The organism is Glycomyces artemisiae (assembly GCF_003002955.1).
Classification (GTDB): Bacteria; Actinomycetota; Actinomycetes; order Mycobacteriales; family Micromonosporaceae; genus Glycomyces; species Glycomyces artemisiae.
Map to the genome: position 1 here is coordinate 19,418 of NZ_PVTJ01000014.1, position 25,035 is coordinate 44,452.

Consider the following 25,035-nt stretch of genomic DNA (forward strand, 5'->3'; position numbering starts at 1 on the left):
GCTAGCGGTCCATCAGGGCGAACACGCCCCAGCCGAGGTATTCGCGCTGGTAGCGGGCGTGCCTGACGGGCGCCGCGTCGAGCTCGGCGCGCATCTGCGCGTACAGCTCGTCATCGGGGTTGGCGTCGAGCCACTGGCGGACGTTGAGCCACTGGGCCGCGGAGTAGCGGTCCCAGCTGTCCTGGTCGGCCAGGACCATTTCGACGACGTCGCAGCCGAGGCCGTTGAAGTGCTCCAGCAGCTCGGGGAGCGCGAACAGCTCCTCCTTGCTCGACATGTAGCAGCCTTCGACCGCGGCCTGGTCGGGCGGGTCGAGCCGCCAGTACGGCTCGCCGACGAGCATCATCCCGCCGGGTGCGAGGCTGCGGCGCAGCAGCTCGACGGTGCCTTCGACACCATCGCCGATCCAGGTCGCGCCGATGCACGACGCGATGCCGACTGGCTCGTCGGCGACGTGCCCGGCGGCGTCGCCGTGCACGAACGACACCCGGTCGGCGACGCCGAGGTCGGCGGCGCGCTCGCGGGCGGCGGCGATGAAGGCGGTGCTGATGTCGACGCCGGTGCCGGTCGTGCCGTGGTCGCGCGCCCAGGTGGACAGCATCTCGCCCTTGCCGCAGGCGAGGTCGAGCATCGTCGTGCCGGGCGCGGGCCGCACGGCCCGGCCGAGGGTCGCCAGTTTCTCCGGCGTGAACGGGTTGATCAGCCGGTGGCTGCTCTCGCGGATGGTGAAGCTACGTGGGAGATCCACTGTGGTCGGTCGTCCTTCTCTTGGAAGCGTTGTGAACGGCTGAGGATCGCGGCCGGACGAGACCGGCCGCGAGAACCTGGACGACCATCGAATGCACCTGCTTCGGTAGTGGGGGACGTGCGGAACCCCGCGACGCTACCGCCCTATACCCCATGCGTCCAACGGTTTTTCACCTGTAGTGATCGAGGATCTCCCGCGCCAGCTCCTGCACCCGCGCCACCGCCTCCGGCGGGCCGGTCACCGTCGCGGTGTTCCCGAACGCGAGGAGCTGCCGCACGTCCTCCAGGACCCGGCACCGCAGCACCGCCGACCGCCACCCGTCCGCTTCGGGCCCGCCCATCGACAGGCGCGAGCCGAGGATGCGCCGCGCCCGCCCCACCTGGTACTCCTGGATCCGAAGGCGCACTTCGAGGTCCCCGGCGGACTCCCATCCCGACGTCAGCTCGGCGGCGACCGCCGCGAGCGCCGCGCCCTCGCGCAGCCGCCTGGCGGTGCGCAGCGGCTCCCACCGGGCGATCCGCTGGAGGTTGAGCAGCCGCGGCCGCCCCTCCTCGTCGGCGACGAGGTACCAGCGGCCGCCTTTCGCCAAGAGCCCGTACGGGTCCACCGTGCGCCACCGGGCCTCCTCGCCCTCCCGCTCGTACCGCACCCGCAGCCGCACCCCGCGGCGCAGGTCGCCGATGAGCGCGCCGGGGGAGGTGCCCGCGGGCTCGGGGCCGAACCACGGCCGGTTGTCGCTGACGACGAGGTCGCCGACCGCGATCAGGTCGTCCGGCGGGCGCGCCCCGGTCACCTTCCGCAGGGCCCGGCCGCTCACCTGCGCGACGCCGAGGCGCTCGCGCTGGTCCACGTCGAGCCCCGTGAGCGCCAAGTGCTCACGCTCGCCCGGCGTCAGGCGCCCGGAGTCGAGTCCGCCGCCGGGGAGCATCGAGACGCCGCCGTACCGGCCGCGGCGCATGAGGACCGGGAACCCGGCGTCCTGGAGCCAGCGCAGGTCCCGCATCACCGTGCGGTCCGACACGCCGGTCTCGGCCGCGAGCGCCGCGACCGTGGTCTCCGGCCGCGACCGCAGGGCCAGGAGCAGGGAGAAGAACCTGTCGGGAGTCATAGTTCCAGTTTCCCAGAGAACCTGACAGATCCCGTCAGGTTCCGTGCCTACGGTGGGGTCACCGACGGAAAGGAGGGCATCATGCCCAAGCCGAACATCTTCATCACCTACGTCGCCGACGCCTCGGCGGCCGCCGAGTTCTACGGGGACCTCTTCGACATGAAACCGGTCTTCGAGACCCCGGCCTACATCGCCTTCGACCTCGGAGGCGGCATCAGCCTCTCGCTGTGGAGCCGCTCCGGCGTCGACCTAGCGTCGAACCCGGTGCGCACCAGCGAGCTCTGCGTCGCCGAGCCCGGCGGCGCCGGTGCGATCGACGCGCTCCACGACGCGTGGAAGGCCAAGGGCGTCACCATCGTCGACCCGCCGCGCGACGAGGTCTTCGGCCGCACCTTCGTGGCCGCCGACCCTGACGGCAACCTCATCCGGGTCGCGCCCGTCGACTAGCGCCCGCCGCGGCACACCCTGCGGGCGGCGGCCCCCGCCGCCGCCCGCTTCCCATGCGCGCATGGCGATACGGCCATCAACGGCCGTGGATCACAACCGCGCCCCAGTCGCCGTAATTGAAAACGGGTACCGTTATCTTTGTCGGAGTCATCCGCCCCGGACGCGCCGCCCCGCGCGCCCCGACTCCTGCGAGGTCCCGTGCGCACCCTCAGATCCTTTGCGGCCCAGCCGCTCGCGGTGCGCCTGCTGCTCGCCAACCAGCTCGGCGTCAATCTCGGCTTCTACATGGTGATCCCGTACCTCGCGGTCCACCTGGAGACCAGCGCGGGCATGTCGCTCGCCGCCGTCGGCGTCGTCCTCGGCGTGCGCAACCTCAGCCAGCAGGGCCTGTTCCTCATCGGCGGCACCGCCTCCGACCGGCTCGGCCCCCGCGGCGTCATCATCGCCGGATGCCTCCTGCGCGCCGCCGGGTTCGGCATGTTCGCCCTCACGCCCACCCTGCCGGTGCTCATCGCCGCGTCGATCATCAGCGGCGTCGCCGGGGCCCTGTTCAACCCCGCCGTGCGCGCCTACATCGCCGACGCCTCCGGCGACCGCAAAGCCGAGGCGTTCGCCCTGTTCAACCTGTTCGCGAACACCGGCATGTGCGTCGGCCCGCTCGTCGGCTCCGCGCTCGTCCTCATCGACTTCCGGGTCGGCGCGGCCGTCGCCGCCGCCGTCTTCGCGGGCCTCGCGCTGGCCCAGGCCCTCGTCCTCCCCGCCCGCACCGCGGCCCGCGCCCCGACCACGGTCCTCGGCGGGTGGCGGACCGCCTTCGCGGACAAGGGGTTCCTCGCGTTCACGCTCGCCACGGCCGCGCTGTTCGCCCTCCAGAACCAGCTGTACCTGCTGCTCCCCACGGCCGCCGTGGACGCGACCGGGTCCTCCTGGGCCACCGCCGCGGTCTTCGGCGCGTCCACCGTCGCCACGCTCGGCCTCCAGGTGCGCGCCACCGACTGGTGCCGCGAGCGCCTCACCCGCCCCGCCGCGATCGGCCTCGGCCTGGCGCTCCTCGGCGCCGCGTTCGTCCCGCCGATCCTGCTCCCCGCCGAGACGCCGGGCCTCCACTTCGCGGCCGTGCTCGTCTCGGCCCTGCTGCTGTCGATCGGCGTCATGACCGCGCAGCCGTTCGTCCTCGAACTCGTCGCCGACCGGGCCCCGCACGGCCTCACCGGCACCTACTACGGCGTCTACTACCTGCTCTCCGGCATCGTCGCGGCCGTCGGCACCGCCGCCGTCGGCCTCGTCGCCGACCTCGCCGCGCCCTGGGCGTCCTGGCTCGCGTGCGCCGTCCTCGGCCTCGCCTCGGCCGCGTTCGCCGCCCGCACGCCCCGCACGCCCGCCCCGCACGCCCGCCCTCGCCGCGGCCTCCTGAACGCCCCCTTGCCGTCCCGAAGATAAGGAACCCGTCATGCACCGCCCTCGCCTCAGCCGCCGCACCGTCCTCGGCGCCGCCGGCCTCACCGCCGCCCCCGCCCTCCTCGCCGCCTGCGGCGGCACCGGCACCGATGCCGCCGACGCGCCGCAGTCCGGCGGGACCCTCCGCGCCGCGTTCGCCGGAGGCGGCGCGGACGAGGTCCTCGACCCGCACCGCGTCAACCTCTTCGCCGACGCCGCCCGCGCCAAGGCCGTGTTCGACAAGCTCGCCGACCTCGGCGCCGACATGGCCGCCGTGCCGCGCCTCGCCGAGTCCTGGACCGCCGACGCCGCGCTCACCGTGTGGACCGTGAAGCTCCGCGAGGCCGTCTTCCACGACGGCGGCCCCGTGCGCGCCGCCGACGTCCTCTACTCCTACCGGCGCATCGCCGACCCCGAGGACACCTTCCGCGCCCGGCAGGACCTCGCGCCCATCGACCTCGACGCGAGCACCGCCGTCGACGACCGCACCGTCGAGTTCGTGCTCCGCCACCCGCTCGCCGAGTTCCCGAGCGTCCTCGCCGCCTTCGGCGCCTACATCGTCCCCGAAGGCGCCACCGACTTCACCGCCCCGGTCGGCTCCGGCCCCTTCACGTTCGCGGCCTTCGAACCCGGCCGCAGCTTCGCCGCCGACCGCTTCGACGACTACTGGGACGGCCCGGCCCTCCTCGACCGCATCGAGATCGTCGTCGCCGACGAGGAGTCCGCCCGCATCAACGCCCTCCTCGGCGGCCAGGTCGAGTACGCCCACGACCTCTCGGCCACCACTGCCCGCGCCAACGAGGACAACGACGCGATCGCGCTCGTCGCCTCGCCCGGCTCCAACATGCTCGGCTTCGCGATGAAGACCGACCGCGCCCCCTTCGACGACCCCCGCGTCCGCCAGGCGGTGTTCCTCCTGTGCGACCGCGAGCAGCTCGTCGAGTCCGTCCTCTCCGGCCGCGGCCTCGTCGGCAACGACCTGTTCGGCCTCGGCTTCGAGCACTACGCCGACGGCATCGCCCAGCGCGAACGCGACGTCGACGCCGCCAGGGCCCTCCTCGCCGAAGCGGGCGCCGCCGACCTGGGCATCGTCCTCGACACCGCCGACGTCGGCTCCGGCTTCACCGAGGCCGCGCAGATCTTCGCCGAGCAGCTCCGCGAAGGCGGCCTCGGTGTCGAGATCAGCGAGCGCAACGCCGACACCTACTGGTCCGAGGTCCTCACCGAAGGCCAGATCGCCTCCTACCGCTCCGGCGCCATGCCCATCGCCTCCCACATCTCCCAGCGCCTCCTCACCGACTCGCCCACCAACGTCACCCAGTGGCACGACGCCGCCTTCGACGACCTCTACCTCCAGCTCCAGTCCACTGCGGACGAGACCGAGCGGCAGGGGCTGTACGACCGACTCCAGCAGCGCCTCCACGACGAGGGCGGCTACCTCGTGTGGGGCTTCGCCGACTGGATCGTCGGCACCGCCCGGAACGTGCACGGCGTCGAGCAGGCCCCCGCCAACACGCTCGACTGGGCCCGCTTCGACAAGGTCTGGATCGCCTAGTGCTCGCGTACGCGGCCCGGCGCGCCGGACTCGGCGCCTTCCAGGTGCTGGCCGTCGCCGTCCTCGCGTTCGCGCTGGTCGAACTGCTCCCCGGCGACGCGGCCGTCGCCCTCGCCGGGGACCAGCCCGACCCCGAGGCCATCGCGCGCATCCGCGAGCGGATGCGCCTCGACGAACCCGCGCTCCAGCGGCTCGGCGACTGGCTCGGCGGGCTGCTCACCGGCGACTTCGGCGCGTCCCTCACCACCGGCCGGTCCGTCGCCGACATCCTCGCGGGCGCACTGGAACCGACGCTGATCCTCGCCGGGCTCACGCTGGCCCTGCTGCTGCCCCTGTCGGTGGGCCTCGGCGTCGCCGCGGCCCGCCGCCGGGGCCGCTGGCCCGACCGCCTCATCACCACCGCGACCGTCGGCCTCTACTCGGTGCCCGAGTTCGCGCTCGCGGTGCTCCTGGTGAGCGCCTTCGCGATCGGCCTCCAGTGGCTCCCGCCGACCGCGGTCGGCGTGCCGTCGCTCCTGGCCGAGCCGGCGGTCCTGGTGCTGCCGCTCCTGGTGCTCCTGGCCCGCCCGATCTGCTCGATCGCCCGCCTGGTGCGCGCCGGGATGATCGAGGCCCTCGACTCCGAGTACGTGGCCCACGCCCGCCGCGCCGGAGTCCCCGAGCGGCGCGTGCTCCTCGCCCACGCCCTCCCGAACGCCCTCTCGCCCGCGACCGCCCAGATCGCCCGGACCGCCGACTGGCTCCTCGGCGGCGTCATCGTCGTCGAGAGCGTCTTCGTCATCCCAGGGCTCGGCACGGCCCTCGTGGACGCCGTCAACGCCCGCGACCTCCCTGTCGTGCAAGGGATCGCCGTCGTCTTCGGCATCACCACGGTCCTCGTGAACCTCCTCGCCGACCTGGTCGCCTTCCGCCTCGCCCCGCGCCTGGAGCTCGCCCGATGACCCGCAATCGCGCCGAATTCGCCGCCATCCTCGCGCTCCTCGCCGTGCCTCTCGGCATCGCGCTCGTCGGGCCGCTCCTGCCCTCCACCGGCGCCGAACGCACGCAGCCGTTCGACCCGGCCGCGCCCTGGCCCGGGACCGACCACCTCGGGGCGAGCGTGCTCGACCGGCTCCTGGACGGCGGCTGGGGGATCGTCGCGACCGCCGCCGCGGCCACCGCGCTCGCGTTCCTCGCCGGGTTCCCCATCGGCCTCGCCGCCGCCTCCACCCGCCGCCGCTGGCTCGACGAGATCCTCATGCGCCCCTTCGACCTCCTGCTGGCGCTGCCCTCGCTGCTCCTGATGCTCCTGCTCGCCTCGATCGCGCCGCCCACCGCCTGGATGCTCGTGCTCATCGTCGCGTTCGTGAACCTCCCCGACATCGCCCGCATCGTGCGCGCCGCCGCCCTCGAAGCCGCCCACCATCCCGTAGTCGACGCGATGTGGCTGCAAGGCGAAGGCCCCTGGCGCATCGCCCTCACCCACACCGCGTGCTCGATCCTGCCCACGGTCGCCGCCGACGCGGGCGTGCGCCTCGTCGGCGCCTTCTACCTCGTGGCCGCCGCGAGCTTCCTCGGCGTCGGCGCCGGCCCCGAATCAAGCGACTGGGCCGTCATGGTCGACGTCAACCGCGGCGGGATCTTCCTGTCCCCGTGGGCCGTCGTGCTCCCGGCGGCGCTGCTGGTCGCGCTGTCCGTCGGCCTCAACCTCCTGTTCGACCGGCTGCTGTCCCGAAGGGAGCCCGCATGAGCGCCGCACCACTGGTCCGGGTCGCCTACCTGCGCGTCACGGCCGGAGCCGCGACCCTCGTCGACGGCGCCTCGTTCACCGTCGACCCCGGCGAGGTCCTCGCGATCGTCGGCGCCTCCGGCTCCGGCAAGACCACCATCGGCTCGGCCCTCCTCGGCGTCTTCCGGACCGGCACAGCCGGGGCGGGAACCGTCGAGGTCGCAGGCACCGACATGCTCGCCTCGCCGACCGGCCGCCTCCCCGCCGCGCACCTGCCCCAGCACCCGGCCGCGGTCCTCAACCCGGTGCGGCGCATCGGCGGCGTCCTCGCTGACCTCGCCGCCGTCCACGGCCGCGACGGCGCCCGCGAGCGCATCGCGGACGCGATGCGCCGCACCGGCCTCGACGATCCCGCGCTCCTGCGCCGCTTCCCGCACCAGCTCTCCGGCGGCCAGCAGCAGCGCCTCGTCCTCGCCCACGCGTTCCTCAGCGGCGCAAAACTCCTCGTCGCCGACGAGCCCACCACCGGTCAGGACCCCGAGCACCGCGACCGGGTCGCCGCCGAACTGCGCCTCGCCGCCGCCAACGGCATGGCCGTGGTCCTCCTCAGCCACGACCTCGACCTCGTCGAGTCCGTCGCCGACACCACCGCCGTCCTCGACCACGGCACCGTCGTCGAGCACGGCACCGCGGTCTTCACCGACCCCCGGCACCCCTACACGCGGCGCCTCCTCGCCGCCCGCACCGCCGCGCCCGCCGCCCCCGCGGACCCCGCCGCACCCGTCCGCCTCGAAGCGACCGGACTCACCGTCACCGCAGGCGGGAACCTTCTCCTCGACGACGCGTCCTTCACTGCGAGGCAAGGCGAATGCCTCGCCGTCCTCGGCCCCTCCGGCTCCGGCAAGACCACCCTCGGCCGCACCGTCGCCGGGCTCCGCACCGCCGCAGGGGACCTGCGCCTCGACGGCGACCCCCTGCCCCTGCGCGCCGGCCGCCGCACCCGGTCCCAGCGCGCCCGCGTCCAGTACGTCTTCCAGGACGCCCGCGCCTCCTTCGCCCAGCACGCGAGCATCCTCGACCAGGTCGCCCGCACCGCGGTCCGCCTGCGCGGCATGGGAAAGGACCCCGCCCGCGCCGAAGCCGGAAAGCTCCTCGCCGAAGTCGGCCTCCCTCCCGAGACCGCCGAGCGCCGCCCGGGCCGCCTCTCCGGCGGCCAGCTCCAACGGGCCGCCCTCGCCCGCGCGCTCGCCGCCCGGCCCGAGGTCCTCGTCTGCGACGAGATCACCTCCGGGCTCGACGCCCTCACCCGCCGCGGCGTCCTCGACCTCCTCGCCGCCCTGAAAGGCAAGGGCGGCATGACGATCCTGCTCATCACCCACGAACAGGCCGCCGCAGACCGCCTCGCCGACCGCGTCCTCCATGTGAAGGCGGGCCGCGTCGCCACCCTCGACTGACCGCCCGATCACGCTGCGTACCAGCCGGAACGCTGTCGTACCCGGTTCCTACACTGGCGCCCGTGACCGACTCCGAGAACCGCGCGCTCCCCGACGAGGACCGCTTCGACTTCCCCGCCTCCTGGAACCGCTTCGTCAAGCCCCGCCGCGGCAACGGCAAACCCAAGAAGCTGAAGACCGACCTCGACGCGAGCCTCGCACACCTCGCCGACTTCGACGCCGTCGTCCGCGGACACCTCGACCGCGAGGACAACGCCGACCACCGGGACGCCGCCCTCGCCTTCCTCGCCGGGAAGCCCGACCTCCCCGGCGCGGCAGCGGTCTTCGGCTTCACCCGACGCTCGGCGCACTCCATCCCCATGCTCGACCTGCACCGCTTCGACGCGACCGCCGCCGACCACGGCCTGCCGTTCGCGGCCGCCGCGCTCGCCGAGCTCCTCACGCTCGACGTCGTCACCGACAGCCTCGGCGAATACGTCGCCCTCCTCCCGCAGACCTTTCAGGACCACCGGCTCGGCCACGTCGTCGGCACCAAGGAGTTCGCCGCGATCCGCTCCCACATCGCCGCGCTCCCCGACGCCGAGTACGCGGCCGTGATCGCCGCGCTCGCGGCGCTGCGCACCGATCCCTTGCGCCGCTTCGCCGTCAGCCTCGTCGCCCCCGATGAGCCAGCCTGGCTCGACGAGGTCTGCGCCGAGCACCGCGCCCAGAAGCCGAGCCAGTACGCCACCCACTTCCTCGTCCAGATCATCACCACCCCGGCGCAGCTCGACGACCTCGACCCGTCGCTCGTCTACCCCCGCTGGGTCGACACCGCAGAGGTCGCGGACCTCATCGGCCGCCTCGGCGCCGCCGCCCTCCCGGTCCTCGAACTCCAACTCACCGGGTACCTCGACGCCAACGAGCGCAAGACGCTCTTCCGGGCCCTCGCCGCGATCCCCGCCGACGCCGCGCTCGACCTCCTCCTCGACCGCATCGAGGACCCCACCGCGATGGGCTCCGCCATGGAGGCCGCCGCCCGCTTCCCGCAGCGCGCCCTCCGCGCCACCGCCGCCCGCCTCCCAGGAGCCGAACCCGAGATCCGCAAACGCCTCACCGCCCTCCTCTACAGCGACCCGGTGATCCTCGGCCCGGCCCTCGCCGCCCAGGACGACGCCGTGCGCACCGCGATCGAGGCCGCCACCGGCGACACCGCCCGCCTTCCGGCCGCCTCCGCCGACGAGCTCCCGGCCCTGCTCGCCTCCCCGCCCTGGGACAAGGCGGCCGACACCGCCCCGCCCGTGGTCCTCAAGGGACTCATCCCGCCGTCGACCAACCGGGTCGACTGGGCCCCAGGCGAACGCGAACAGTACGCCAGCACGGCCTTCGGCGTTCACAGCAGCGACCGCGACTGGGCCGAAGAAGCCGCCCGGTTCACCGAGGCCGGCGCCTTCCACCAGCAGCGCATCCTCGCGCTGGCCCCCGCCGACCTCGTCCCCGACCCCGCCGCCTGGGACCCCGCTCCCGGCTACGTCGACGATCGCCTCCTGCGCCGCATCCTCGGCAACCACGGCGCGGCCGTCGCCGTCCAGGTCGCTCGCATCGCCGGGTCCGACGCGTCCTTGCGCGGCCTCCTCCTGCCCGTCGTCAACCTCGCCGCCGCCCGCCTCGCCGCCGACGCCCTCCTGCGCCTGAAGACCATGCGGCCCTTCGCGTTCGCCTGGCTCGACCGGCACGGCCCCGACGCCGCCGCGCTCCTCGTCCCCGACGCCCTCGCCAAGCCCAAGAAGCTCCGCGCCGCCGCCGAGGCCGCGCTCCGCTACCTCGCAGCGTCCGGACAGAGCGACGCCGTCCGCGACGCCGCCGCCCACTACGGTCCCGAAGCCGCCGCCGCGATCGCGCCCCTCGCCGACGCCGACCCGCTCATGCCCGCCGGCGTCCCCGTCCCGGACCCCGGCCCGTGGGTCTCCCCGCCCGCGCTCCCGCAGCTCCTGCTCCCCGGCCGCGACGGCGCCGCTCCCGACCGCGCCCTTCCCGACTCGACGGTCCGCACGGCCGCGATCGTGCTCGGCCTCGGCTCGCCCGAGTACGACTACCCGGGCGTCGCCGTCCTCGCCGAGACCTGCGACCGCGCGTCCCTCACCCGCTTCTCCACCGCCCTGTTCGAGCAGTGGCTCACCGCGGGCGCCCCCTGGGAGGACTCCTGGGCCCTCACCCAGCTCGCCCACTTCGGCGACGACGACACCGTCCACCTGCTCGCGCCGCTCATCGGGCGCTGGCCGGGGGAGAACCAGCACCACCGCGCCGTCAAGGGCCTCCAGGTCCTCGGCGCGCTCGGCACCGAGACCGCCTTGCGCGCCATCCAGTCCATCGGCGAGAAGGCGAAGTTCGCGGCCATCAAGGAGGAGGCCCGCGCCCAGATCACCGCCATCGCCGCCGCGCTCAACCTGTCCGCCGAGCAGCTCGCCGACCGGCTCGTGCCCGACTACGGGCTCCGCGACGCCGACGCGCTCGTCCTCGACTACGGGCCGCGCCGCTTCAAGGTCGGCTTCGACGAGCAGCTCAAGCCCTTCGTCACCGACGAGGACGGCAAGCCCCGCAAGTCCCTCCCGAAACCGGGAGCCAAGGACGACGCGGTGCTCGCCGACGCCGCCTACAAGCGGTTCGCGAACCTGCGCAAGGAGCTCCGCACCGTCGCCGCCGACCAGGTGAAGCGCCTCGAACGCGCCATGATCACCGGCCGCACCTGGACGCCCGCCGAGTTCGACGCCCACTTCGTGCAGCACCCGCTCACCTGGCACCTCACGCGGCGTCTGGTGTGGACCGCCGACGACGGGTCCGGGCCGGTCGCGTTCCGCCTCGCGGAGGACCGCAGCCGCACCGACGTCGACGAGCACGCACTCGACCTCGCCGACACCGCGGTGATCCGCCTCGCGCACCCCGTGCACCTCGGCGGCGACGTCGCCGCCTGGGCCGAGATCTTCGCCGACTACGAGATCGTGCAGCCCTTCGAGCAGCTCGCCCGCCCGGTGGCCGCGTTCACCGACGAGGAGCTGGCGACCGGCCGCTTCACCCGCTTCGAGGGCGCCGCAGCCTCCGTCGGCGCGATCCTCGGCCTCACCAAGAAGGGCTGGGTCCGCTCCGCGCCGCTCGACGCGGGCGTCGAGCACGGCATCTGGCGCGAGATCCCCGGCACCGGCTACCTCGTGATCGCGCTCGACCCGGGCATCTACGCCGGGAGCGTCAACGTCCACGACCGCCAGATCCTCCGCGAGGTCGTCCTCTCCGCGCACGACCTCGACGGCTGGCGCCGACCGGTCGCCGCGACCGGCGTGCGCGGCGTCGACCCCGTGGCCGCCTCCGAAGCGCTCGCCGACCTCGCCCGCGCGGTCGAACCGGCCGCCTGACACGCCGAAGGGCCGGGCCTCTCGTGCCCGGCCCTTCAACGCGTCACCGGTTCGCGGGCTCGTTCGCGTTCAGTGCGGCCACGACCTGGTCGTAATCGCCGCGGGCCTCGCCGTAGCGCAGGAACTTCACGCGCTCGACCTGGATCTCCTTCGCGTCAGGCTGGGATGCGATGAGCCCCATGACCTCCGCGATGTAGTCGTCGAGCGGCAGCGCGTTCGGGTTCTCGGCGTGCCCCGGCATGAGGTCGGTCTGCACCGCGGGAGGCACCAGCTCCACCACCTTCACCGACGTGTCGGCGAGCTGGAGCCGCAGCGACTCGCTGAGCATGTGGATCGCGGCCTTCGACGCGTTGTACGTCGGCGTCGCGCGCAGCGGCGTGAACGCCAGGCCCGACGTGACGGTCATGATCGTCGCGTCGGGCCGCGACCGGAGGTGCTCCATGAACGCGCCGATGAGCCGGATCGGCCCGAGCACGTTCGTCTCCACCGTCGCCTCGGCCGTGGCGAGGAACCCCTCGGGACGGCGCCAGTCCTCGGCGCGCATGATCCCGGCCATCGTCACGAGCACGTTCAGGTCCGGGTACCGCTCCAGCACCTCCTTCGCGGCGGTCGCGATGCTCGCCGGGTCGGCGGTGTCGATGCGGACCGTGCCGAGGCCCGGGTGCTCGGCCGCGAGGCGCTCCAGCACCTCCGCGCGGCGCCCGCCGACGACAACGGTGTTCCCCTCCGCCTGGAGCGCCAGCGCCAGTGCGAGGCCGATCCCGGAGGTCGATCCGGGGATGAAGATCGTGTTCCCTGAAATGTCCATGCCCCGAGTCTGGGCGATTCCGGGCCCGCTGTGCAGAGATCGTTCATCGGGGGATCGCCGGTCCCTGGTTCGGGCGCGCCGCCGGGCCGATACTGGACGCATGGACCGCACCGCACTCGCCGAGTTCCTGCGCGCCCGCCGCGAGCACCTGCGGCCCGAGGACGTGGGGCTCCCGCCCGGCGCCCGCCGCCGCGCGCCCGGCCTGCGCCGCGAGGAGGTCGCCTCGCTCGCGGCCATGTCCACCGACTACTACACGCGGCTCGAACAGCGCCGCGGCCCGCAGCCGAGCGTCCAGATGCTCGCCTCGCTCGCCCGCGCCCTGCGCCTGACCGACCAGGAGCGCGACTACCTGTTCCGGATGGCCGGCCACAATGCGCCCGCGCGCCTCTCGGACGCCGCGCACGTCGCCCCCGCGCTGCTGCGCGTCCTCGACCGCCTCGACGACACGCCCGCGCTGATCCTCACCAACCTCGGCGAAGCGCTCGTCCAGAACGACCTCGCGAAGGCCCTGTTCGGCGACCGCACCTCCTATACCGGGCTCGACCGCTACGACGTGTACCGCTGGTTCACGCGCCCCGGCGAGCGCGACAAGTACCCCGCCGACGACCGCGACCGCCAGGGCCGGGCCCTCGTCTCGGCCCTGCGGGTCGCCTACGGCGCCATGGGGTCCAAGTCGCGCGCGGGGGAGCTCGTGCGCGCCCTCCAGCAGCGGTCGCCCGAGTTCTCCGCGGTCTGGGACGAGCACCAGGTCGCCAAGCGCTTCGCCGACCACAAGACGCTCGTCCACCCCGAGGTCGGCCCGATCGAGCTCGACTGCCAGGTGCTGTTCACCGAGGACGAGTCGCAGGCGCTCCTGGTGCTCACCGCCGCGCCCCGGTCCGAGGCGGAGGAGCAGCTGAAGCTCCTCGCGGTCCTCGGCCCGGCCGCCGCCTGACCGAGGCCGCCCGCGTCGTGCGCGACCCGCGGCGTTCCTGTGACCGAACGCATCCCGGCACGGCTCGAAGTGCGCCCGATCCGTTGGTACCGTGGCCGCAAAACCACGCAAAGGGAGCAGTTCACATGGCACGACGGACCATCGCCGCGCTCGCACTCGCCTTCGGATCCGCACTGGCGCTCTCCGCCTGCGGCGAAGGGGAACTGCCCGTCGAGACGCCCTCGGTACCGAACCTTGAGGACTCGCTTGAGAGCCTCGCGGGGGACTTCCCGACCGAGCTCGCCGGAGACCTCCAGGAGATCGCCCCCGACGTCACCGCCACCGAGATCGTCGACGGCGCAAGGGACCTGTGCCAGTCCGCGGCAGAGGGCGCCGACGAGGAGCAGCTCGCGCGCGACGCCGCGTCGCTGTTCGGCGTCGAGGAGGCGGAGGGCCCGACGGTCGTCGAGACGGTCCGGCCCTACTGCGACGTCATCGGGTAGCCCGCGCCGCCCGCGTTCGGCTTCGCGCCCGCGCCGCTGCCGCGTCGCCGCGTCGCCGTGACAAAGCGGTTGGGAATACCGAACCGGTCGATCTCATCCCGAATCACCAGAAGCTCCGCACTGTCCACATCGTGCGGAGCTTCGGTGCGTTCGGGCTGCCTGCGGGCTGGAGCGCGCAAAAGGCCGAGAGGGGTTCCAGCTGCGGCGAAATAGTCGGAATACCGATATGAACCGCGAAAATGCGTGACCGTATCATAATCCGATCGAATGCTCCTGTACTGGAAGGATCACTCCCGGTGCCCGACGCGCCCACCCCCCGCCTCGTGTACGACGCGTTTCTCATCACCGCCTACCACGACTTCTACAAGCCCGCGGTCGCCCCGCGCGTCATCGGCCTGGCGCTCGGCGCGGCGCTGCTGGCGGAGCTGGTGTTCTCGGGCCACCTGGCGGTCCGCGCCCACGACGGCAAGGACTTCGTCCTGGCGGAGAAGCGCGGCGGCCCGCCGCGGGACTCCTTGGGGCTGTGGCTGAGCGAACTCGTGGAGGCCGAGCCCGTGAACCTCGCCGTGCCCGACTGGCTGGAGTACCTCGCCATCGCCGACACCCAGACCAAGACCGCCGAGCACATGGTCGTGGCCGGGCTTATGGTCCGCGGGGAGCAGCGCAGCCGCTGGCTCGGCAAGGTCCAGGTCACCTATGACGCGGCCGACGCCCTCATCGCCCAGGCGCCGCTCGCCCGGCTGCGCCGCTACCTGTCCTCGATGGACCGGCGCATGCCCCTGCTCGACGCGTTCCTGCTGGCGCTCACCGAGTCCGTCGGCCTGTCGAAGTCCCTGTACTCCCAGATGCCCTCCGGCGCACGCGAATACGCCGAGGGTCATCTGCGGGTGCTGCCCGCGCCGCTCCAGGCGATCCGCGGGCACCTCACCGCCGCCGTGGCGGACACCGCCATCACCGGCAACCACTGATCACGTGCCCGAACGATAAGGAGAGTCACCACCCCATGTCCGCTCCCTCACCAGCGAGCGCGGTCCAGTCCGCTCTGGCCCGCGACAAGCTCGGAACGCTCAGCCTCCTCCACTTCTCGCTCACCGCCGCGACCCCGCTGACCGTGATCGCCGGCGGCGTCGTCGTCATGTTCGCCGTGGCCGGCCAGATCGGCATCCCGCTCGGCTACGTCATCATCGCCGTCTCCCTGTGGCTGTTCAGCATCGGCTACACCGCGATGGCCCGCCACATCGCCAACGCGGGCGCCATGTACGCGTTCGTCGCCCGCGGCCTCGGCCGCGTCCCGGGCGTCGCCGCCGCCTGGGTCGCCGCCACCTCCTACTGCGCCCTCCAGGCCAGCCTGTACGGCCTCCTCGGCATCACCGCGGAGGGCCTGTTCACCCGCGCCGGCCTCGAACTGCCGTGGTGGGCGTGGGCGCTCGTCGCGTGGCTCCTGGTGGGTCTCTTGGGGACCCGCGCGGTCGACATCAACGCGAAGGTCCTCGCGGTGCTCCTCACCGTCGAGGTCGCCGTCATCCTCATGTTCAGCGCCTCGAACTTCGCGCACCCCGCGGACGGCCTGTCGTTCGCCGCACTCTCGCCGTCCGCGCTCGGCGGCGAGGCCGCCGGGGCCGTGCTCGCGCTCGCGGTCATCGGCTTCATCGGATTCGAGTCCCCCACCGTCTACGGCGAGGAGGCCCGCGACCGCAAGCGGACCGTCGCCCGCGCGACGCTCGCGACCATCGGCATCCTCGCGTTCATCTACATCGCCTCGTCGTGGTCGATCATCACCGCCGTCGGCGACGACAACGTGGTCGCCGCCAGCGCCGACCCCGACCTCATGTTCACCCTCGCCGGGGACCAGCTCGGCGGCGCGTGGGTGACCATCGGCCAGGTCCTGCTGCTCACCTCGGTCACCGCCGCGTCCCTGAGCTTCCACAACACGACCGCGCGGTACCTGTTCGCGCTCGGCCGCGAGCAGGTCGTCTTCTCGTGGCTCGGCCGCACTTCGGTGCGCACGTGCGCGCCCGTGGCCGCCTCCGCGACGCAGACCGTCGTCGGCGGCCTCGTCATCGTCCTGTGGGCCGCGCTCGGCCTCGACCCGCTGGTGCACCTGTTCTACTACCTCGGCACCGCCTCGGGGATCGGCCTCATCGCGCTGATCCTGACGTGCGGCATCGCGGTCCTGGCCTACTTCGCGCGGGATCGGCGCGAGGAGTCCCTGTGGGCCGCGAGGATCGCGCCGGTGCTGGCGGTCCTGGCGATGGCCGGGGTCATGTACCTGTCGGTCGTCCACTTCCACACCCTCCTGGGCGTCGAGAAGGGGTCGCTGCTGCCGAAGCTCGTGCCGATCGTGTTCGCGGTGCTGGCGCTCCTGGGCGCGGGCTGGGGCCTGTTCCTCAAGCGCGCCCGGCCCGAGGTGTACGCGGGGATCGGCCACGGCGCGAAGGCGCCGCTGGTCCAGGCGGCCGAGCGGGCCGCGGTGCCGGTGGGGGCCGCCGGTGAGCGTTAGCGCGTACGGGGCCGTGGCGGCGATGCTCGCCGACGAGTTCAACGAGCTGCCGACGGCCCGGTGGCTCTCGGACGACCCGGAGCAGCGCCGCAAGGCGGTCCGGGGCCAGTTCGAGCTGCTCGTGGAGCACGCCCTCGGGCACGGCGGGGTCGTCACCTCCGGCGACCTCGACGGCGCGGTCGTGTGGTTCGACCACACGTCCGGGGCGCCGCAGATCCCCGACTACGACGAGCGCCTGGCCGCCGCGTGCGGGCCGGTCGTCGACCGGTTCCGGCACCTCGACCGGGTGATGGAGGACCACCACCCCGACGTGCCGCACCACTACGTGGCGCTGGTGGGCGTGCGGGAGGCCAAGCGCGGCAACGGGATCGCCTCGGCGATGCTGCGCCGCCACCACCGCGTGCTCGACCGGGACGGCATCCCCGCGTACCTGGAGGCGGTCTCCCCGGAGACCGCGCGCCTGTACGGGACGCTCGGGTACGAGCCGATGGGGGAGCGGTACGGGCTGGAGGACGGCGGGCCGTTCCTCTATCCGATGTGGCGCGAGCCGCAGGCCGCGTGAGACTGCGGCGGCGGGCCTCCGGGCCCGCCGCCGCTTTCACTTGCAAATATTGACACACTTGACTATACAAAGCCTGATTCGGTATGATCTTCCCATTCGCTCTGGGAGCGCTCCCTCAGTTCCCGGAGTCCGGTGAAGGAGCAACGGATGCGCTTCAGACGCAAGATCACCGCCCTCGCGGCAGCCGCCGCGACGGCCCTCGGCGCCGTGGCGCTGACGCTCGGCCCCGCGGACCTGGCACTCGCCGAGGACGGCTGCGAAGTGGACTACACGATCGTGAGCAGCTGGGGCTCGGGCTTCCAGGCCAACGTCGCGATCACCGCCGGAGAGGCGATCAACGGCTGGGACCTCGAATGGACCTTCCCGGCCGGGACCGCCGTCTCCAGCGCCTGGAACGTCTCGTGGACCCAGAGCGGCCGCGCGTTCGCCGGCTCCGACGTCGGCTGGAACGGCGCGGTCGCCTCCGGCCAGACCCGCGAGGTCTTCGGCTTCATCGGCTCCGGCAGCACCGCAGCCCCCACCGGCGTCGCGATCAACGGCGACCTCTGCGACGGCCAAGTGGACCCGACCGACCCGCCCACCACCGACGACCCGACCGACCCGCCCGGCGAGGCCGTGCGCATCATGCCCCTCGGCGACTCCATCACCGGCAGCCCCGGCTGCTGGCGCGGCAACCTGTGGCAGCTGCTCGACCAGGCCGGGTACGACGTCGACTTCGTCGGCTCGCTCTCCCAGGCCTGCAACCCGGCCGGCTCCGACCCCGACCACGAGGGCCACGGCGGCTTCCTCGTCACCCAGTCGGTGAGCAACGGCAGCGTGCGCGGCTGGCTGGAGCAGCACACGCCCGACGTGCTCCTGCTGCACTTCGCCACCAACGACGTCTGGTCCTCGATCCCGCCCGCGACCATCCTCGCCGCCTACACCCAGATCGTCGCGGACCTGCGCGAGCTCAACCCGGACGCGGTGATCCTCGCGGCGCAGCTCATCCCGCTCGCGCCGAGCAACTGCGCCGACTGCCCGCAGCGGACGACCGACTTCAACGCCCGGATCCCGGGCTGGGCCGCGGGCCTGTCGACAGCCGAGTCCCCGATCGTCGTGGTCGACCAGCACACCGGCTGGGTCCCCTCGGTCGACACCTACGACGGCGTCCACCCCGACGAGGACGGCTACGTCAAGCTCGCCGCCAACTGGTTCGAGGCCCTCGACCCGATCCTCTCGTAAGCACCCCGACGGCAGCGGCGCCGAGCCCCACCGGGCCCGGCGCCGCTGGCGTCTCACTTGAGCGGACTGCTATTCGAGCGGATCCTCGATGAGGACGCCGCCGAACTCCGCCAGCGCCTCCACGATGCGGTCGCGCGAGGCGCCCTCTTCGAGGACGAACAGCGCCGCCGCGCCGGGGGTGAGGTGGCGGGCGAGCGCCTTCATCGACTCGTCGTTGATCCCGGTGTCGGTCTGGGCGCCGCCGATCGCGCCCGCCGCGGCGCCCAGCGCCAGGCCCACGAACGGCGCGAACACGAGCAGCCCGATGAGGCCGCCCCACATGCCGCCGACGGCGAAGCCGATGGCGGTGTTGCTGCGGTACTGGCGCAGTCTGATCTTCCCGTCGCGGTTCTCGGCGACGGCCATGTCCCTGATCGTGATGTGCTCGGGCCGCTGGAGTTCCAGGACCCGGTCGCGGGCCGCCTCGGCGGTCCGGGCGTCGGGGTAGGCGAGGACGAAGAGTCGTTCGGGGTAGTCCACGGCTCCGCTCCTTCCGGTCCACTCCAACGTAGGACGCGGAGCCGCGCACCCGCCCCCGAACGCCCGAATCAGCGGCGCACGCCCTCGATCTCGAAGGTCATCACCGTGTTCGCCGGGAACGCCCGCGAGAACCGCTTCGAGGACACGGTCGTGTCGGTGTACCGCGCGTACCGCTCGGACCCGTTCGTCTGCGTCGACCAGCGCACGGCCGTGCCGTCGGGAACCGTCCCGAACGCCGACAGGTCGTACGTCACGGTCTGCGCCGTCCCGTAGTTCGTGGTGACGATGAGGAGCTTCCCCGACGCGGCGTCGTGCGCCGCAACGGTATTGGCCTCGCCGCCGTCGATGATCGTCATGCCGGGGCGGAGGTGCCGCGCGTACTGGGCGTACACGAAGTACTTGGTGTTGACCGCGCCGAGCGTCCCGGCCTCGTTGTCGGCCTGGACCAGGCCCCAGCCGCCGCCGTCGAGGACCTGCCAGTAGCACCAGCCGGTCGGGTGGAGCCACCGGAAGTCCAGGTTGATGTTGCGCGCCAAGCGAAGGCCCGTGCCGTCGTTCTCGCCGTACTCGGAGTTCCACAGCCGCTTCCCGGCCCCGTGGACGGCGCTGTACACCGAGTCGCGGCGTCCGCCCTCGTACTGGTAGCCGTGGACGTTGACCTTCGCGACCTTCCCCTTCGCCGAGCTCGTGAGCCCGTTCCAGGTGCTCACGGCCTGGTCGTACAGCGACTCGTCCGAGGCGGTGATCGGCATCCACGACAGGCCGCGCGCGTCCAGCTCGCTGCGCAGGTGGTCGATGACGATCGACTGCGTGGCGACGCTGAAGTGGCAGCCCTCCTGCGTCCCGGTCGCCGTCCACCAGTTCGCGATCGGCTCGTTGAACGGGTCCACGTAGTCGAAGTCGACGCCCCAGTGGTCGTGCGCGTACTTGGCGACCGTCGCCATGTACACCGCGTGCTGCCGGCGGTTCCACGACTGGAGGTTGTCCGCGTTGCCGTCCGAGCCGCCCGAGGGGTTGTGGTTGACGCACATCCACCACATCGGCGAGTTCGAGAACAGCTCGAACAGGTTCGCGCCCCGGTCGCGGGCCTTCCACATGAGGTTGCGCTGCGCGCTGTCGACGTACCAGTCCCAGCTCGCCGAGGACGGGTCGCTGGAATTCCAGTCGAGCCAGTACCCGTCCATCTGCCGCGAGCGCATCATGTTCGGCGAGACCTCCATGGTCTCGCCGTTGATCGAGTTCCACGAGCAGGCGCCCGCGTTGTAGCGGACGATGTTCAGACCCAGCCCCGGCAGCGAGGCCCCGTTGTACGTCACGTTGTTGCGGGTGAACATGAGGTCGGCGAGGTCGTTCCGGTTCCCGAAGGCCCGGCCCCACCAGCACAGCGAGGTGCCCCAGCCCTCCCAGACGCCCCACGACGTGCCCGGATTGACCGCGGTCGTGTAGTCCGCCCGCGCGGCCGAGGGGACGGCGCCCGCGGCGAGTGCCCCCGCGCCGGCGGCGGTGAAGAGTGTGCGACGGCGCATGACGCCCTCCAATACATCGAGATTCTTCGATGATCGCAGCGCCGCCCACGAAAGTCAATTCCTTCGATAAAGCATGAGAAAAAGAGACGGCGGCCCGGTTCGCCGCTTTTCGCGACAACCGCTTGCGTTCTGTGCGACGGTGGGGGACGACTGCGAAACGGGAGGTCAGCGATGCCGGAGAACACCAAAGCCGAAGACACCGGGCCGCTCGCGAGCGACCAGGGCAGGACCGTGATCGCCGACCAGGTGGTCGCCAAGATCGCCGGGATCGCCGCCCGCGAAGTCGACGGCATCCACCAGCTCGGCGGCGCCACCGGCCGCGCCGTCGGGGCGCTGCGCGAGCGCATCCCCGGCTCGCGCACCAACTACGGCCAGGGCGTCTCCGTCGAAGTCGGCGAACGCCAGGCCGCCGTCGACCTCGACGTCGTCGCCGAGTACGGCATCGCCATCGCCGACCTCGCCGCGGGCGTGCGCCGCAACATCGTCGACGCCGTCGAGCGCATGACCGGTCTCGAAGTCACCGAAGTCAACATCACCGTCCACGACGTGCACCTCGACGACCCCGACGCCGAGCCCGAAGGCGAGCCGAGGGTCGAGTGAGGACCGTGGCCGCCGAGGACTTCGCTGCGGGCGTCGACGCCATCGCCGACGCCGTCCTCGCCGTGCCCGGCGTGACCGGACTCCACGGGTCGGTCGCCGTCCTCCTTCCCGGCCGCCGCGTCCCGGGCCTGCGGCTCGGCGACACCGACTGCGAAGTCCATGTGACCGTAGCCTGGGGCACCGATATTCCGGCCGCGGCGGACGCGATCCGCGCCGCCGTCGCACCGCTCGCCGAGGACCGGGCCGTCTCAGTCGTCATCGAGGACATCGCCGCAGCGGACGATGCCGATCCCGCTGCAAACAAAGGGGACTGACCATGAAGGCTTCCTTCGCCGGCCTCGTCGCCGGGCTCCTGCTGGCGCTGGCCGTCATCAACGGCGGCTTCACCGGGTTCCTCCTCGCCGTGGTCCTCGGCGCGCTCGGCTTCGCCGTCGCGGGCAAGACCAGCGGCGAGATCGACCTGTTCGAGCGCTTCCGAGGCCGCCGTGACTGAGGACTTCGCGCTCGCCGACCTCCCCGGCTCCGGCGCCGACCGGCCGCCGGGAGAGCGCGGCAGCCTGCGCCTCGCCGACGCCGCGGTGGCCCGCATCATCGAAGGCGCCGCGCTCGCCTGCGACGGCACCGCCAAATCCAAGCGCCCCAAGGCGAAGGCCACCGTCAAGCACGGCCGGATCTGGGCCCGCCTCGACGTCGGCGTGGCCTGGCCCGGCCCCGTCGCCGCTACGGCCAAGGACCTCGCGGCCCGCGTCCGCGCCGAGACCGCCCGGATCACCGGGTACGACGTGGTCGCGGTCGACGTGGGCGTCCACGTCGTCGACACCCCCGAGCAGACGCGGAGGGTCCGATGAAGCTCCGCGACCCGCGCCGCGGCCCGGCCGCCGCCTGGCCCGCCGTCCTCGGCGCGCTCCTGCTCCTGGCGTTCGCCGCGCTCCTCGCGCAGCACGCCGCCGCCGCGCGCGGCTGGACCGCGAACGCGTCCTGGCTCGGCGAGGCCCTTGCGGCCCTGGACGACCGGCGGCCGTCCGCGTGGGCCCTCGCCGGTGGCGCCGCCGCCGCGCTCCTCGGCCTGTGGTTCCTCATCGCCGCGTTCCTCCCGGCCCGCCGCTCGCACCTGCACGCCGACGGCCCCGGCGACCTGTGGATCGCGCCCGCCGCGATCGAGGCGGTCGCCGCCGACGCGGCCGAGCGCGCCCCCGGGGTCCTCCACGCCGCCGGCGAGATGCGGCGCCGCCGCCTGCGCGTCAAGGCCCTCCTCGCCCCCGGCCACGAAGCGGCCGTCGCCGACATCCTCGAATCGGTCGGCGCGCGGCTCGGCGGCCTCGGCGAGCTCGAAGTGTCCGTGCAGGCCAAGGAGGGCGCGCGATGAGGCGACCTGCGATCGACCGCCCCGCGGCCGCCGTCCTCGGCCTGCTGCTCCTGGCCGCGGCCGCCGCGGTCCTCGACTGGCGCTTCGACCTCGCCGGGATCTGGACCCGCCTCGACACCGCGCAGGTCCGCGACGTGGTCGACGCGGACTGGTTCGCGTGGGCCGCCCTCGGCGCGGCCGTCGTCCTCGCGGTCCTCGCCCTGTGGTGGCTCCTCGCGCGCCTCCCGCGCCCGGCCGAAGGCCGCGTCGCCCTGTCCTCCACCGGGTCCGACCGGATCGATCTCGACGTGCGCTCAGTGGCGCCGCGGCTGCGCGCCGACCTCGACCGGGTCGCGCCCGTCGACCGGACCGCCAGCCGCCGCACGGCGGTCCGCGGCGGCCAGCTCATCGAACTGCGCACGCACGTCGACCCGCGCGCCGACGGCGAATCCCTCGTCAACGCCGCCGCGGGCATCGCCGCATCGGTGCGCACCGCGTTCCCCGACGGGGAGATCGCGGTGCGCATCCTCGTCGACGGCCCGAAGCGCCCCGGCCGCCGCCGCACGCCGCGCGTCCACTGACCCACGCGTCCACTGGGTTCAGTCGAGCAGCGCGTCCACGGCCGCCTCGGCCTTTGCGAACAGCGCCTCGTAGTGCCGGTCCCGCGCCTCGCCCTCCAAGTCCTGGCCCTCGCTGTCGTACAGCGCGAGCGTGTGCGCGCCGGGGATCCCGCAGTACTGCGAGACGCCGATCCGCAGCGTCTTGTCGAGGAGGTCGCGGGTCAGCTCCGACAGCGGGTCGTCCTCGGCGAGCCCCGCGAGCCCGATCCACAGCATCCGCTTGCCCGCCATGGGGGACTTGCTGCGCCCGTACGCGAGCCCGTAGTTCCAGACCCGGTCGATCCAGCCCTTGAGCAGCGCGGGCGTCCCGTACCACCACACCGGGAACACCGGCACGATGACATCAGCGGCGTGGACGCGGGCGATGTGGGCGTGGACCTCGTCGCTGTAGCGCTTGTCGCGGTCGCTGTAGTCCGGCTCGTCCGCGACGCTGTTGCGCGGGTCGAAGCCCTCGCGCTCCAGGTCGAGGAGGTCGACGCGGTAGCCGCGGTCGGCGAGCCGCTTCGCGGCCCGCTCGGCGACGGCGGCGGTGAGGGAGCCGGCCCGGTGGTGGCCGACGACGACGAGTGCGGTGGGTTCGGTTTCGCTCATGCGCCAAGTACACCCGCCCGAATGCAGACGGGCCATGTCCGAAACCGACCGATGCATGTGCGAGCGTCTACGCCCGGCCTTCGTCCAAGAACCGCTCGCGCTCGGCCCGCCAGTTCACCAGGTACGGCCTCCCGGCGTCGGCCGCGTGCGCCCGCCTGACGGCCCGCACCGGCTCGGCGAGCGCGTCCGCGACGGCCGCCTCGGCGCGCCACCCGTACGGGTAGGCGAAGGAGGTCCTGACGTGGTCCATCCACATGAGGACCAGGTCCCCGTCGCGCTCCAGGGTCGCGAACGGCCGGCGCGAACCGCGCTCGTGCCGCTCGACCTCCCAGCCGCCGCCCTCGCGCGGCACGGCCGTGAAATCGGGGTCGTACCCCCAGTTCCAGGAGCCGTCGCCGAGGTCCCGGGGCGCGCCGTGGCGGTCCGCGAGGACCGCCGCGAGCGCCGCGGGCGTCCAGGGCGCGGGGAAGTACGTGGCGAGCGCGACCGTCAGCTCCAGCGGCGTCAGGTCCGGCCCGCCTCCGCCGGGCCCGCGCCGCCCGCTCCCGAGGGCCTCGGCGAGGACCTTCGCGGCGAGCGACGGCGCGCCGTCGTCGACGAGGGCGACGTGCAGTTGGAGCGCCCGCGTGAAACGGGTGCGCTCCTCGGCGGTGCCGAAGGGCGGCAGCGGGATCGAGTCGACCGCGGGGCGGCCCCAGGGGACGGAGGCGTCAGTGTTGCTCACCGCTCCGATGGTGCCAGGCCCCTGCGACAACCCGCGTCAGTCAGTCGCGTGTGCCGAGCGTCGACACGCACGCCTCGTTGCCCTCCGGGTCGGCCACGACCCACCAGTGCGGCGACCGGTCGCGCACCAGCACGCCCCCGGCGGCGAGCGCCGCCGCGAGCCGCGCCTCCACCTTCTCGTCGGGCACGAACACGTCGACGTGGATCCGGTTGCGCTGCGGGCGCGGCGCGTCCATCTCCTGGAACCAGAACGACGCGTTGCGCCCCATCGGGTCCACCAGGTCCTCGTCGCCGCGCTCCTCGTAGCCGAGGACGGCCTTCCAGAACCGGATCACCTCCGGGTGCGACATCGCGTCGATCGAGACCTGGACCGACTGGAGCCGTGAGGGGTCCGACTCCAGTCCCAGCCCGTCGGCCACGGCCGAGATGTCCTGGGCGAGTGCGACCTCCCGGGCCGTGAGGCCCCAGAAGTCCGGCTCCACCGCGACGAGCCGGACCGTCACCCCCTCCGACCGCAGGTCGAGGTCCGGCCGGTGCGGTCCGACGCCCGGCAGGTCCGCGACGGCCGCCGCGAACTCGGCGGCCTCCCGCATCGACCCGGTCCTGAAGAACGCGCACGCGCCGTCCCCGACGACCCGCCATCGGCCGCTCGCGTCGGCCTCCTGGAAGCCCTTCGGGCTCAACATCCCGTCCATCGGGCCACCGTAACCCGCGGGTCCGACACGCGCGCCCGAGTAGGGTGGGAGCGTCGTATACAGAAA

General features: G+C 73.2%; 27 protein-coding genes. 19 read left to right on the plus strand and 8 right to left on the minus strand.

All coding sequences use genetic code 11. The features are described 5' to 3' along the window. Nucleotide 1 precedes the first annotated feature (1 nt). Both B0I28_RS25220 and B0I28_RS25225 read right to left on the minus strand, forming a co-directional pair. Complete coding sequence (locus B0I28_RS25220; RefSeq protein ID WP_106366634.1) at nucleotides 2-748, minus strand: SAM-dependent methyltransferase; 747 nt, start codon at nucleotides 746-748, stop codon at nucleotides 2-4. 169 nt (nucleotides 749-917) lie between these two features. Then, the gene (locus B0I28_RS25225) at nucleotides 918-1,856 is read right to left on the minus strand and encodes a helix-turn-helix transcriptional regulator (RefSeq protein ID WP_106366635.1); all 939 of its coding nucleotides are present in this window, start codon (nucleotides 1,854-1,856) and stop codon (nucleotides 918-920) included. A gap of 81 nt (nucleotides 1,857-1,937) precedes the next feature. Here B0I28_RS25225 and B0I28_RS25230 point away from each other — a divergent pair, with 81 nt between their 5' ends. The 7 genes from B0I28_RS25230 to B0I28_RS25260 all read left to right on the plus strand — a co-directional run bounded on the left by B0I28_RS25230 (nucleotide 1,938) and on the right by B0I28_RS25260 (nucleotide 11,843). Beyond that, entirely contained in the window at nucleotides 1,938-2,303 is a 366-nt protein-coding gene (locus B0I28_RS25230; protein ID WP_106366636.1) for a VOC family protein, read from the plus strand. A 198-nt stretch (nucleotides 2,304-2,501) separates the two neighbouring features. Continuing rightward, a complete protein-coding gene (locus B0I28_RS25235; protein WP_219926983.1) occupies nucleotides 2,502-3,743 on the plus strand; it encodes an MFS transporter in 1,242 nt (413 codons plus the stop codon). Between the two features lie 10 nt (nucleotides 3,744-3,753). Further along, a complete protein-coding gene (locus B0I28_RS25240) occupies nucleotides 3,754-5,295 on the plus strand; it encodes an ABC transporter substrate-binding protein (protein ID WP_106366637.1) in 1,542 nt (513 codons plus the stop codon). Then, nucleotides 5,295-6,236, plus strand: coding sequence for an ABC transporter permease (locus B0I28_RS25245; RefSeq protein ID WP_106366638.1), 942 nt, complete (start codon nucleotides 5,295-5,297; stop codon nucleotides 6,234-6,236). The genes B0I28_RS25240 and B0I28_RS25245 overlap by 1 nt, the downstream gene beginning before the upstream one ends. Next, on the plus strand, nucleotides 6,233-7,024 hold the full coding sequence (locus B0I28_RS25250) for an ABC transporter permease (protein ID WP_106366639.1): 792 nt from the start codon (nucleotides 6,233-6,235) through the stop codon (nucleotides 7,022-7,024). Before B0I28_RS25245 ends, B0I28_RS25250 begins: the two co-directional genes overlap by 4 nt. After that, nucleotides 7,021-8,457, plus strand: a complete 1,437-nt coding sequence (locus B0I28_RS25255) for an ABC transporter ATP-binding protein (protein WP_106366640.1) — start codon at nucleotides 7,021-7,023, stop codon at nucleotides 8,455-8,457. Before B0I28_RS25250 ends, B0I28_RS25255 begins: the two co-directional genes overlap by 4 nt. Before the next feature lie 62 nt (nucleotides 8,458-8,519). Further along, nucleotides 8,520-11,843 carry a DUF4132 domain-containing protein gene (locus tag B0I28_RS25260; RefSeq protein WP_106366641.1) on the plus strand — a complete coding sequence of 1,108 codons (3,324 nt, stop codon included), beginning with the start codon at nucleotides 8,520-8,522 and terminating at the stop codon, nucleotides 11,841-11,843. 43 nt (nucleotides 11,844-11,886) lie between these two features. Here B0I28_RS25260 and B0I28_RS25265 read toward each other — a convergent pair whose 3' ends face one another. After that, nucleotides 11,887-12,651: an SDR family oxidoreductase gene (locus tag B0I28_RS25265; protein WP_106366642.1), complete on the minus strand. Its 765-nt coding sequence runs from the start codon at nucleotides 12,649-12,651 to the stop codon at nucleotides 11,887-11,889. Between the two features lie 100 nt (nucleotides 12,652-12,751). Here B0I28_RS25265 and B0I28_RS25270 point away from each other — a divergent pair, with 100 nt between their 5' ends. The 6 genes from B0I28_RS25270 to B0I28_RS25295 all read left to right on the plus strand — a co-directional run bounded on the left by B0I28_RS25270 (nucleotide 12,752) and on the right by B0I28_RS25295 (nucleotide 18,350). After that, nucleotides 12,752-13,585 (plus strand): helix-turn-helix transcriptional regulator, encoded by an 834-nt coding sequence (locus tag B0I28_RS25270; RefSeq protein WP_106366643.1) that lies wholly within the window; start codon nucleotides 12,752-12,754, stop codon nucleotides 13,583-13,585. A gap of 125 nt (nucleotides 13,586-13,710) precedes the next feature. After that, nucleotides 13,711-14,067 carry a hypothetical protein gene (locus tag B0I28_RS25275; RefSeq protein WP_106366644.1) on the plus strand — a complete coding sequence of 119 codons (357 nt, stop codon included), beginning with the start codon at nucleotides 13,711-13,713 and terminating at the stop codon, nucleotides 14,065-14,067. Nucleotides 14,068-14,363: 296 nt separating this feature from the next. After that, nucleotides 14,364-15,035, plus strand: a complete 672-nt coding sequence (locus B0I28_RS25280; protein ID WP_181245962.1) for a GPP34 family phosphoprotein — start codon at nucleotides 14,364-14,366, stop codon at nucleotides 15,033-15,035. A 35-nt stretch (nucleotides 15,036-15,070) separates the two neighbouring features. Then, complete coding sequence (locus B0I28_RS25285) at nucleotides 15,071-16,567, plus strand: APC family permease (RefSeq protein ID WP_106366646.1); 1,497 nt, start codon at nucleotides 15,071-15,073, stop codon at nucleotides 16,565-16,567. Next, nucleotides 16,557-17,129: a GNAT family N-acetyltransferase gene (locus B0I28_RS25290; protein ID WP_146148239.1), complete on the plus strand. Its 573-nt coding sequence runs from the start codon at nucleotides 16,557-16,559 to the stop codon at nucleotides 17,127-17,129. The genes B0I28_RS25285 and B0I28_RS25290 overlap by 11 nt, the downstream gene beginning before the upstream one ends. Nucleotides 17,130-17,276: 147 nt before the next feature. Next, entirely contained in the window at nucleotides 17,277-18,350 is a 1,074-nt protein-coding gene (locus B0I28_RS25295) for a cellulose binding domain-containing protein (RefSeq protein WP_106366648.1), read from the plus strand. Between the two features lie 69 nt (nucleotides 18,351-18,419). On the opposite strand, the gene B0I28_RS25300 is transcribed toward B0I28_RS25295, so the two are convergent. Together B0I28_RS25300 and B0I28_RS25305 are read right to left on the minus strand one after the other, a co-directional pair. After that, entirely contained in the window at nucleotides 18,420-18,869 is a 450-nt protein-coding gene (locus B0I28_RS25300; protein ID WP_106366649.1) for a DUF1269 domain-containing protein, read from the minus strand. A 68-nt stretch (nucleotides 18,870-18,937) separates the two neighbouring features. Continuing rightward, nucleotides 18,938-20,395, minus strand: a complete 1,458-nt coding sequence (locus tag B0I28_RS25305) for a glycoside hydrolase (RefSeq protein WP_106366708.1) — start codon at nucleotides 20,393-20,395, stop codon at nucleotides 18,938-18,940. A gap of 171 nt (nucleotides 20,396-20,566) precedes the next feature. Between B0I28_RS25305 and B0I28_RS25310 the strand changes: the two genes are divergently transcribed. From B0I28_RS25310 to B0I28_RS27005, 6 genes are read left to right on the plus strand one after another with little or no spacing between them, the layout of a single operon-like run. Further along, nucleotides 20,567-20,995: an Asp23/Gls24 family envelope stress response protein gene (locus tag B0I28_RS25310; RefSeq protein ID WP_106366650.1), complete on the plus strand. Its 429-nt coding sequence runs from the start codon at nucleotides 20,567-20,569 to the stop codon at nucleotides 20,993-20,995. Further along, nucleotides 20,992-21,309, plus strand: coding sequence for a hypothetical protein (locus tag B0I28_RS25315; protein ID WP_219926984.1), 318 nt, complete (start codon nucleotides 20,992-20,994; stop codon nucleotides 21,307-21,309). Before B0I28_RS25310 ends, B0I28_RS25315 begins: the two co-directional genes overlap by 4 nt. A 2-nt stretch (nucleotides 21,310-21,311) precedes the next feature. Continuing rightward, nucleotides 21,312-21,488: a DUF2273 domain-containing protein gene (locus tag B0I28_RS25320; RefSeq protein ID WP_106366651.1), complete on the plus strand. Its 177-nt coding sequence runs from the start codon at nucleotides 21,312-21,314 to the stop codon at nucleotides 21,486-21,488. Then, nucleotides 21,481-21,843, plus strand: a complete 363-nt coding sequence (locus B0I28_RS25325; protein WP_106366652.1) for a hypothetical protein — start codon at nucleotides 21,481-21,483, stop codon at nucleotides 21,841-21,843. The genes B0I28_RS25320 and B0I28_RS25325 overlap by 8 nt, the downstream gene beginning before the upstream one ends. Further along, nucleotides 21,840-22,361, plus strand: coding sequence for a DUF6286 domain-containing protein (locus tag B0I28_RS27530; protein ID WP_106366653.1), 522 nt, complete (start codon nucleotides 21,840-21,842; stop codon nucleotides 22,359-22,361). Before B0I28_RS25325 ends, B0I28_RS27530 begins: the two co-directional genes overlap by 4 nt. Beyond that, the gene (locus tag B0I28_RS27005) at nucleotides 22,358-22,921 is read left to right on the plus strand and encodes a hypothetical protein (RefSeq protein ID WP_181245963.1); all 564 of its coding nucleotides are present in this window, start codon (nucleotides 22,358-22,360) and stop codon (nucleotides 22,919-22,921) included. Before B0I28_RS27530 ends, B0I28_RS27005 begins: the two co-directional genes overlap by 4 nt. Nucleotides 22,922-22,939: 18 nt before the next feature. Here the strand turns inward: B0I28_RS27005 and B0I28_RS25340 are convergent, their stop codons facing one another. From B0I28_RS25340 to B0I28_RS25350, 3 genes are all read right to left on the minus strand, one after another. Continuing rightward, a complete protein-coding gene (locus tag B0I28_RS25340) occupies nucleotides 22,940-23,551 on the minus strand; it encodes an NAD(P)H oxidoreductase (RefSeq protein WP_219926985.1) in 612 nt (203 codons plus the stop codon). A gap of 67 nt (nucleotides 23,552-23,618) precedes the next feature. After that, nucleotides 23,619-24,275, minus strand: coding sequence for a hypothetical protein (locus B0I28_RS25345; RefSeq protein ID WP_106366656.1), 657 nt, complete (start codon nucleotides 24,273-24,275; stop codon nucleotides 23,619-23,621). 40 nt (nucleotides 24,276-24,315) lie between these two features. Continuing rightward, entirely contained in the window at nucleotides 24,316-24,969 is a 654-nt protein-coding gene (locus B0I28_RS25350) for a VOC family protein (RefSeq protein ID WP_181245964.1), read from the minus strand. Between the last annotated feature and the right edge of the window lie 66 nt (nucleotides 24,970-25,035).